This window comes from Leifsonia sp. KNZ12-8B (genome assembly GCF_056755495.1).
Genome location: NZ_JBPGXM010000028.1, coordinates 24,241 through 32,745, shown reverse-complemented (window position 1 = coordinate 32,745; position 8,505 = coordinate 24,241). Strand labels below are relative to the sequence as shown.

Genomic DNA, 8,505 nt, shown 5'->3' with positions numbered 1-8,505 from the left:
GCCCCCGCCCATCCCCCGCCCGCCGAGCGAGCGCTCCAGGGTGCCAGGCTGGCGGAGCTCCGAGCGGGTCGCGGCCTGCGCCAGCGATCGGGGGTCATCGCCCCGCGGCTGATCGCCCGCGGGCGCGTTCTCGCTCAGCTGCTGGAACAGCAGGCGACGCTGCTCCGGGGTGAGCTTGGCGAACGCCTCCTCGTGCACCTGCTCGATCGTCTCCGGCGGAGCCGTGCGCAGCAGGTAGCGGTAGCGCTCGACCGCGATCTCGTCCTCGCTGCGACCGCCGGCGGTCGCCGTCTGCGGCGCGGCACCCTGCTGGCCGGGCTGCTGGCCGTAGGGCTGCTGCTCGTAGGGCTGCTGTCCGTACGGCTGGCCGGGCTGGTCGGTGCGCTCCTCGCGTCCGAAAAGGCGATCGAGGAATCCCATGGTCGTGCTCCTTCGGTGGACGGCTGCGCGGATGCGCCGTGTGCACCACAGCGTAGGGGCGGCGAGTGTGAAAATTCTCACAGATCGCTCGGGGTGCGCTTCTCGCTCGGGGTGCGCCTCTCGCTCGGAGCGCGCTGCGCGGGGCGGCGGCTAGAACGAGAGGCCGACCAGCACCGGCTCGGGGTGGAGCAGCACGCCGAACTCCGCCTGCACGCGGGCCTGGATGAAGGACGCGAGCTGCACCACGTCCGCCGCGGTGGCCGTCCCCCGGTTGACGATGGCGAGCGTGTGCTTGGACGAGATCGCCGCCCCCGATCCCGGGAGCGCGAAGCCGCGACGCACGCCGGCCTGCTCGATCAGCCACGCGGCCGAGAGCTTCACCTGGTATGGGCCCTGCGCCAGCGGGGGCACGTCGAGCGGATGGACACCGCCCGGCGGCAGCTCGATGACCGTCTCCGGCTCCGGCGGGGTGACGGGCCACCGCGGCGCGTCGGCGGGGAGCGACCGCGCGAAGCTCTCCGAGACGATCGGGTTCGTGAAGAAGCTGCCGGCGCTCACCGAGTCCGGGTCGGCAGGATCGAGGACCATGCCCTTGGAGCCGCGGAGGGCGAGGACGGCGCGGCGCAGTTCCGCGATCGGTACGCGCGAGCCGAGCGGGACGCCGAGCGCGTTCGCGAGCTGGGCGTACCCGACCGGTTCGCTGAGCGGCGCCCCGATCCCGCCGGGCACGGTGTTGTCGGCGAGGTCGAGGTCGACCGCGGTCACGATGCCGCGCAGGCCGCGCTTCAGCACGGAGGTGCGGTAGCCCAGCCCGAGCTGCTCACGCGTGAGATACCGCAGCTCGCCGGTGACCTCGTCGAGGAACTCGACCCCGAGGAGGGCCGACTCCAGCTCCTGGCCGTAGGCGCCGATGTTCTGCACGGGTGCCGCGCCGGTGGAGCCGGGGATCCCGGAGAGCGCTTCGATCCCCGCCCAGCCGTTCGCGACGGTCGCGGCGACGAGCTCGTCCCACGGCTCGCCGGCTTGCACACGGAGGCGGACCCGGCCCGCGGGCGCCTCCAGCCTCTCGACGCCGCGGGTCGCGATCCGGATGACCGTACCGTCGAAGCCGTCGTCCGCCGCGACGGTGTTCGAGCCGCCGCCGAGGAGCAGCCAGTCGTCGCCGGACGCCCACACGTCGAGCGCCGTCGTGATCAGCGCGTCGTGATCGGCGGGCTGCACGAACCGCGCGGGAGTCCCGCCGACCCGCATCGTGGTCAGCGCGGCGAGCGCGGGAGCATCGGCGGCGCGCACGGCGTCGGTCACAGCGAGACCCGCACCTGCGCCTTGCCGAGCACGGTCTCGCCGTTGAAGGTCGTGGTCAGGTCGATGCGCGCGACGCGGGCCTCCGCGTCGAGCTGGCCGACCTTGGCCGTCACCGACACGGCCGCACCCTCGGCGGGGTCGACGACCACCGGGCGCGTGAACCGCACCTGGTAGTCCGCGACGCGCGCCGCGTCTCCGGCCCAGTCCACGACGGGCTGCACCGAGAGACCCATGGTGAGCATCCCGTGGGCGATCACACCCGGGAGCCCGACCGAGGTCGCGACATCGTCGCGGTAGTGGATCGGGTTGAAGTCACCCGAGGCGCCCGCGTAGCGGACGAGCGAGTCGCGGCTCAGGTCGAAGGTGCGCTCGGCGACGACGTCGCCGACGGTCAGGGTGCCGAAATCCGGTGCGGTCATCACTCGTCCCCTCGAACGACCAGAGTGGAGGTGGCGGTCACGACGGGGTCGCCGCCGGCGTCCGTGATCACCGTCTCAGCGGTGACCATCGAGTGCGCGCCCAGGGTCTTGACCGAGGTCACGGTCAGGGTGCCGGTGAGCTCGTCGCCCGCGACGACCGGCCGGGTGAAGGTGAACCGCTGGTCGCCGTGCACGACCCGGCTGAAGTCGATGCCGGCGTCGGGGTCGGCCAGCAGCTGGTCGAGCGTGAGCTGCTGCACGACGACGGGGAAGGTGGGCGGCGCGACGAGGTCGGCGTGGCCGGCGGCCTTCGCCGCGTCGACGTCGAACGAGGCCGGGTCGGTGGCGAACACGGCCCGGGCGAACTCGCGCACCTTCTCGCGCCCGACGAGGTAGGGCCCGGACGGCGGGAAGCTCCGCCCCTGCAGGTCTGGATTCACTGGCACCCGACGATTCTACGGGGGCGGTGCTGACGGTCCGCCGGGCAGCGGGCGCCCGCACACAGGCGACCCTCACGGCCGCCCGCACACAGCGGAAGGCCCCGGTCATCATGACCGGGGCCTTCTCGACGTCTAGCAGGTCCAGCGACTCACGGAGTCACTGCCTCGCGGAGGTCAGCGCCTTACTGGCAGCTGTCGCACTGAAGCAGGTCCATCGGGTCGACGGGAACCGCATAGCCGCCAACGCTGTCGTTGTTCTCGTAGTCCATGATGTCCTCCCCAGGTCTCGTTCGCGTCAGCGTCGATGGTGTCTGACGCGCGGTGTGCACCCACTATATAACCCGAATGACACGATTGTCATTCCACTAGATGTAGTGTTTTCGAGATTTTTTGGACGTGTCCCCAGAATAGGGGCGACCACCGACATCCGCTCGGTCGGCGGGCTCCAGGAACGCGAACCGGTCGTGCGGCGCGAAGCGGTATTCGGCGTCGCAGCAGTAGCCGCGCAGCCAGCGCCGGCCGTCGACGACGCGCAGGTAGAGGCCCTTCGGATAGGCGTCGTCCTCGCTCAGCGGCGGGTGCGGCGACCTTCAGGGCGCCCGCCGGCGACCTGCCCGCGGACAGCACCGAGTCGGGGGCGTCGGCCTGCCAGGTCATCGCCAGCCTCAGGTAGGGGCCGGTGTCGGGCGGGCACAGTCCCAGCCCGTCGTCCTGCGCTGCCGCGTACACCTCGTGCAGCGTGCCTCCCGAGCCGAGACCGAGGTCGGACACGCTGCGCTCGACGACGCCGACCGCCTCCGGCTCCCGCGGATCGAAAGCGGCGTGGTCGAGAAGGGTCTCCGCGTACGCGTTCAGAAGGACTCCGCTGGAGTGCAGCGCCGCGCGGAGGTCGGCCCGGGTGAGTCCGCCCACGCGAAAACGCAGGGGCTCCCCCTGATGCTCGCCGCGCTGATCCACCCGTCAACCGTAGCGATCAGGCGTGCCGTGCGAGGAACCCGCCCGCCCCCGCCAGGACCGCAGCGGTGGCCGCCTCGTCCGGCCCGGCCATGAACCCGTGCGCGGCGCCGGCGATGACGAGGAGCTCGGCGGCGATCCGCCGCTCGCCGCAGCGCGTGACCAGCCGGACGGCATCCGGGAGGAGCGCATCGGCCGAGCCCACCGCCGCGAACAGCGGTGGAAGGCCGGACACGTCGGCGGCCAGATCCGGCGCGTCGGCGAGGCGACCGGCTCCGGCCCAGTGCGCGAACGCCCAGGCGGACAGGTCGCGGTCCGGTCCTCCCGGGGCGGCCGCGTCGTAGCGGGAGAGGGTGAGGTCGACGTTCGGGTTCGTGAGGACGAGCGCCGCCGCACCCGAGCGCTTGGCAGCGGCCAGGGCGACCGCGCCGCCGGCGGAGTCGCCCCACAGCAGGACCCGGGTGGCGGCGTCCGCGGCGTCTGCGGCGACCGCGGCGTCCGCGCCTCCCGCGCCGTCCGCGGCGAGCGCCGCCACCGCCGCGTCCGCGCCGCCCGCGGCGACCGCCGCCACCGCGGCGACCGCGTCATCGACCGCATCGGTCAACGTGTGCTCCGGGGCGAGGCGATACTCCACCGAGACGACGGGAACACGGAGCGGTTCTGCGATGCGGCGGCAGTAGGCGTCCTGCAGGTCGAGGTCGCCGAGGATGCCGTAGCCGCCGTGCAGGAAGACGACGGCCCTCCCGGACGGCTCCGTCTCGTCTGGCCGGTACCGGCGCACCCGGAGCGGGGAGCCGCGCTGGAGGGTCGCGTCTGCGATCTCGCCGGCGAAGGGCGGCCGCGGCCGGGCCCGAGCGCGACGGGCGGCATCCGCACGGAGCCGGCGTACGTCCGGTTCGCCCACGTCAGGCCGCCGGGCGCGGCAGCAGCAGGATCTTCCCGTGCCGCCGCCCAGGGACGCCCGCCGCGACGAACGCCTCGCCGCCCTCTGCCAGCGGGAACGCCTCGGCGACGTCGGCGGTGAGCCTGCCCTCGGCGAGCAACCCGTCGAGCTCCGCCAGCCGGCCGGCATCCGGCGAGACCACGAAGAAGACGGTGCGGATGCCGTGCTCGGCGGCCAGCCGCTCATCGGGCGGGAGCTGCAGCGTGACGAGCGTCCCTCCCGGTTCGGCCGCGCGGTACATCCAGGCGGGCACCTGGTCGCCGACGGCGTCCACGACGACGGCGAACCCCGCCAGGCCGTGGGGCTGCTCGCCGCGCGGCACGACGACGACCTCGTCCGCGCCGAGGTTCGTCACGCGGTCGACATCGGCGGGCGATGACACCGTCGCCGTCACCCGGGCTCCGCGGTCCCTGCCCAGCTGGACCAGCATCGCGCCCACCGCTCCGGCGCCCCCGCGGACCAGCAGCCGCTGCCCGGGCTGGAGGCGCACGCGATCGTGCAGGGCCTCCCACGCCGTCAGCGCCGGCAGCACCGCCGCGGCGGCGACGTCGGCAGGAACGTCCGCCGAACGATGCCCGACCGAGGAGGCGGGGACGGCGACGAACTCGGCCGCGGCGCCGTCGCGGTCGAACGGCACCAGTCCGAACACCCGGTCCCCGGCGGCGAAGCCCTCGACCCCGCTGCCGACGGCGGCCACCACTCCGGCGAACTCGTGCGACGGGATGATCGGGGTGCGGTCGGTGCCGTTCGCCTCCCAGGTCTCGGTCCAGGTGAGCTCGGGCGCGGTGATCGCCGCCGCCTCGACCTCGACCAGCAGCTCCCCCGGGCCGGCCTCCGGCCGCGGAGCCCGTTCGACCACGAGCTTCTCGGGTCCGCCCCGCTCGTGCGCGCGGAGTGCCAGCATCTCAGCATCGTCGCCCATCCCGACCATCCCCTTCCGGGTCAAGGCTGCACCATGCGCTCCACCCGGCGGTAGTGCCGCAGCACCAGCCACAGCGTCAGCAGCCCGGCCGCCGAGACGATCACGAGGCCGACGACGTAGAGGAGGGTGGACAGGGCGCGGACCTCGGCGGCCGTGCCCGCCTCCAGGAAGCCGTGCTGCAGCTCCACCAGCGCCTGGCCGTTGAACAGCAGCGCGAGCACCGATGCGATGTCGGAGGAGGAGTCCCACGCCGCGTGCAGCAGGGCGACGCCGACGAAGGTCAGCAGGATCCACGGCGACCAGCGGAACCGCTCGCGGCCCGTGGCGACGCCGAAGAGCACCGCGCCGAGCACCGCTGTCCACAGCACGTGGCCGACCGGCGCGAGGACCGCGCGCAGCACCTCCGTCTGCAGCAGCGATCCCAGATCGATGCCCTGCGCTGTGATGGCGGCGTTGAAGGCGTACCCGGCCGACTCGAACGCCGCGAAGCCCGCGCCGATGGTCGCGCCGAGCAGCGCCCCCTGCGCGGCGGTCTTGGGCACGACACGCCAGCCGACGATGACGAGGAGGACACCCTTCACGAACTCCTCGATCAGGCCCACGAGGCCGTAGACCCAGAAGCTCTCGTGGAGGTCCGCCTCCAGCAGCGACGCCCCGAGCACGCCGAAGATGCCGCCGACGAAGAAGGCGAGCACGAGCTGCAGGGTGCTCACCGAGCCGGTCACCCGCTCGATGACGAACAGCACGACGCAGAACGGCACCAGGAAGCTGCCCAGGAGGATGAGCGTCGGCACGAGGTTCGTGTTGCCGGTGACGGCCGTGACGACGATCGTCAGCACCCACACGGCGGCGCCCGCGAGGAGGGTCTTCCACCACCAGCCGTGATGGTGATGGTGGTGCGGGCGGTGCTCGGCGGTGCCGGCGAAGGTCTCGCCGGTCGGCTGCACGGTCATGCTGCTCCCCTCTGACGCCTGTCGGTCGCGCCGGCGCACGGCGGATGTGACGAGGGTACGCGGTCCTGACGCGCCGGTGGAGGATCGCTACGCTGACCCGCATGGACGTCGTCGCCTGGTTGCTCGATTCCGATCCCGCGCTGCGCTGGCAGGTGCTCCGCGATCTCACCGACGCCGATGCCGCCACGGTCGCGGCCGAGCGCGCCCGGGTCGTCGAGGAGGGCTGGGGCGCGCAGCTGCTCGCCTGGCAGGACGCCGACGGACGCTGGGACGGCGGCACCTACCGGCCCGGCTGGGCGCAGGAGGACCGCCCCTTCTTCGACGCGTGGACGGCGACGCACTTCTCGCTGCAGCAGCTGGTCGACTTCGGCCCCGATCCGGACAGCCCCGCCGTGCGCGACGCGGTGTCGCTGGTGCGGGAGAACGTGCGGTGGGAGCACGAGGGCGAGCCGTTCTTCGACGGCGAGGTCGAGCCGTGCATCAACGGCGTCGCCCTCGTCGTCACCGCGTACCTCGGGGAGGACGGCACGCGCCTGGCAGACGCCCTCGCCTCCACCCGGCTCGCCGACGGCGCCTGGAACTGCTGGGCCGAGTACGGCGCGCGCGTCTCGTCGTTCCACTCCACGATCTGCTCGGTGGAGGGGCTCGCCGCGTGGGACCGCACCGGCCGGGCGACCGACGAGCACCGGGAGGCGCTGCGCACGGGCGAGGAGTACCTCCTGGAGCGCGGTCTGTTCCGCCGCCGCTCGACGGGCGCCGTGGCCGACCCGCGGATGACCATGCTGTCGTACCCGGTGCGCTGGTTCCACGACATCCTCCGCGGGCTCGACCACTTCCGCGCCCGCGACCTCCGCGACCCCCGGCTGGCGGAGGCGGTGGAGCTGCTGCGCTCGAAGGCCGGGCCCGACGGCCGCTGGACCCTCGAGAACGTGCACGAGGGGCCGACCCTGCTCGACCTCGATCAGCGGGAGGGCGCACCGAGCCGGTGGGTCACCTGGCGGGCGCTGCGCGTGCTGCGGTGGTGGGAGGCCGGGCCCTAGTCCCCGCGCGGGGCCGGCTCTGGGGGCCGCGCGACCGAGCCGCGCTCGACCACCGTGGACGCCAGGTGCGCGACGTTCACCGGCGACGCGTCGCCGCCGATGCGCGCGATCAGCCGGCGCGCGGCCTCCTCGCCGAGGCTCTGCACCGGCTGCTGCACGGTCATGATCGGCGGGTCGAAGACGCCCGCCCACGGCGAGTCGTCGAAGGCGATCAGCGAGAGGTCGGCCGGCACCCGCAGCGTGGCGCGCCGCGCCTCCGCGAGCACCGCCACGGCGGCGTCCTGCTCCGTGGCGATCACCGCGCTGGCGCGACGCGCGCCCAGCAGCGGGCGCACGAATGCGCGCACACCGTCGACGGTCTGCTCCCCCGTCATGACGAGCGCCGGGTCGAGCGGGACGCCGGCGTCGGCCAGCGCGTCCGCGTAGCCGAGGTACCGCTCGCCGACGCTGCTCAGCTCGCTGGAGCCCGCCCAGCGCGCGAGGACCGCCGGGGTCGCGTCTGCGGTGTCGCCCGCCGGCCGCTGCGGGCCCCACGCCAGGGCGATGCGGCGGTGACCCGCGATGAGGAGGTGCTCGGTCGCCTCCCTGGCGGCGTCGCGGTTGTCCATCACGACCGCGTCCGCGTCGAGCGAGCGCAGGGTCCGGTCGACCTGCACGATCGGGACACCGCGCGCCTGCGCCCAGCGCAGCGCCTCGGCCGGAGCCGACGCTCCTCCGGAGGGGGCGACGATCAGGCCGTCGACCTGCTTGGCGACGAGGAGGCGCACGGCGTCGTCCTCCAGCTCCGGCTCCTCGTGCGAATCCACCAGCACCGTGCCGTACCCCGCCCGCCGCGCCTGCTCGGAGATGCCCTGCAGCACGCCGGAGAAGAACGGGTTGGCGATGTCGGCGAGCACCACCCCGATGGTCATGGTGACGCCCGTGCTCATGCTCCGTGCGAGCTCGTTCGTCTCGTACCCGAGCTCCGCCGCGGCGGCGAGCACCCGCTCCCGCGTGTGGGCGCTCACCGAGCCGTAGCCGCCGAGCACGCGGGCGGCGGACGAGCGGCCGACGCCTGCACGCTGCGCGACCTCCGAGATCGTCGGCTTCGCGGGTTCGTCGGCGGTCAC

At 73.8% G+C, this 8,505-nt stretch carries 8 protein-coding genes and 1 pseudogene; 1 reads left to right on the top strand and 8 read right to left on the bottom strand.

Going from position 1 to position 8,505, the window contains the following annotated elements:
- The 7 genes and pseudogenes from ACR9ZG_RS06675 to ACR9ZG_RS06645 form a co-directional block, all read right to left on the bottom strand.
- Positions 1 to 420 (bottom strand): annotated as a pseudogene (locus ACR9ZG_RS06675) (hypothetical protein); the annotation flags it as partial.
- 150 nt (positions 421 to 570) lie between these two features.
- A complete protein-coding gene (locus tag ACR9ZG_RS06670; protein WP_481284044.1) occupies positions 571 to 1,671 on the bottom strand; it encodes a UDP-N-acetylmuramate dehydrogenase in 1,101 nt (366 codons plus the stop codon).
- 50 nt (positions 1,672 to 1,721) lie between these two features.
- Positions 1,722 to 2,144, bottom strand: a complete 423-nt coding sequence (locus ACR9ZG_RS06665) for a MaoC family dehydratase (RefSeq protein ID WP_481284043.1) — start codon at positions 2,142 to 2,144, stop codon at positions 1,722 to 1,724.
- A complete protein-coding gene (locus ACR9ZG_RS06660; protein ID WP_481284042.1) occupies positions 2,144 to 2,590 on the bottom strand; it encodes an FAS1-like dehydratase domain-containing protein in 447 nt (148 codons plus the stop codon). Before ACR9ZG_RS06660 ends, ACR9ZG_RS06665 begins: the two co-directional genes overlap by 1 nt.
- 967 nt (positions 2,591 to 3,557) lie before the next feature.
- Positions 3,558 to 4,442 carry an alpha/beta hydrolase gene (locus ACR9ZG_RS06655; protein WP_481284041.1) on the bottom strand — a complete coding sequence of 295 codons (885 nt, stop codon included), beginning with the start codon at positions 4,440 to 4,442 and terminating at the stop codon, positions 3,558 to 3,560.
- A gap of 1 nt (position 4,443) precedes the next feature.
- Positions 4,444 to 5,385, bottom strand: coding sequence for an NADP-dependent oxidoreductase (locus tag ACR9ZG_RS06650; protein WP_481284040.1), 942 nt, complete (start codon positions 5,383 to 5,385; stop codon positions 4,444 to 4,446).
- Positions 5,386 to 5,423: 38 nt separating this feature from the next.
- On the bottom strand, positions 5,424 to 6,356 hold the full coding sequence (locus ACR9ZG_RS06645) for a PrsW family intramembrane metalloprotease (RefSeq protein WP_481284039.1): 933 nt from the start codon (positions 6,354 to 6,356) through the stop codon (positions 5,424 to 5,426).
- 101 nt (positions 6,357 to 6,457) lie between these two features.
- On the opposite strand from ACR9ZG_RS06645, the gene ACR9ZG_RS06640 reads away from it, so the two are divergent.
- Positions 6,458 to 7,396: a class I SAM-dependent methyltransferase gene (locus ACR9ZG_RS06640; protein WP_481284038.1), complete on the top strand. Its 939-nt coding sequence runs from the start codon at positions 6,458 to 6,460 to the stop codon at positions 7,394 to 7,396.
- On the opposite strand, the gene ACR9ZG_RS06635 is transcribed toward ACR9ZG_RS06640, so the two are convergent.
- Positions 7,393 to 8,505, bottom strand: a complete 1,113-nt coding sequence (locus ACR9ZG_RS06635) for a LacI family DNA-binding transcriptional regulator (protein WP_481284037.1) — start codon at positions 8,503 to 8,505, stop codon at positions 7,393 to 7,395. The genes ACR9ZG_RS06640 and ACR9ZG_RS06635 overlap by 4 nt on opposite strands.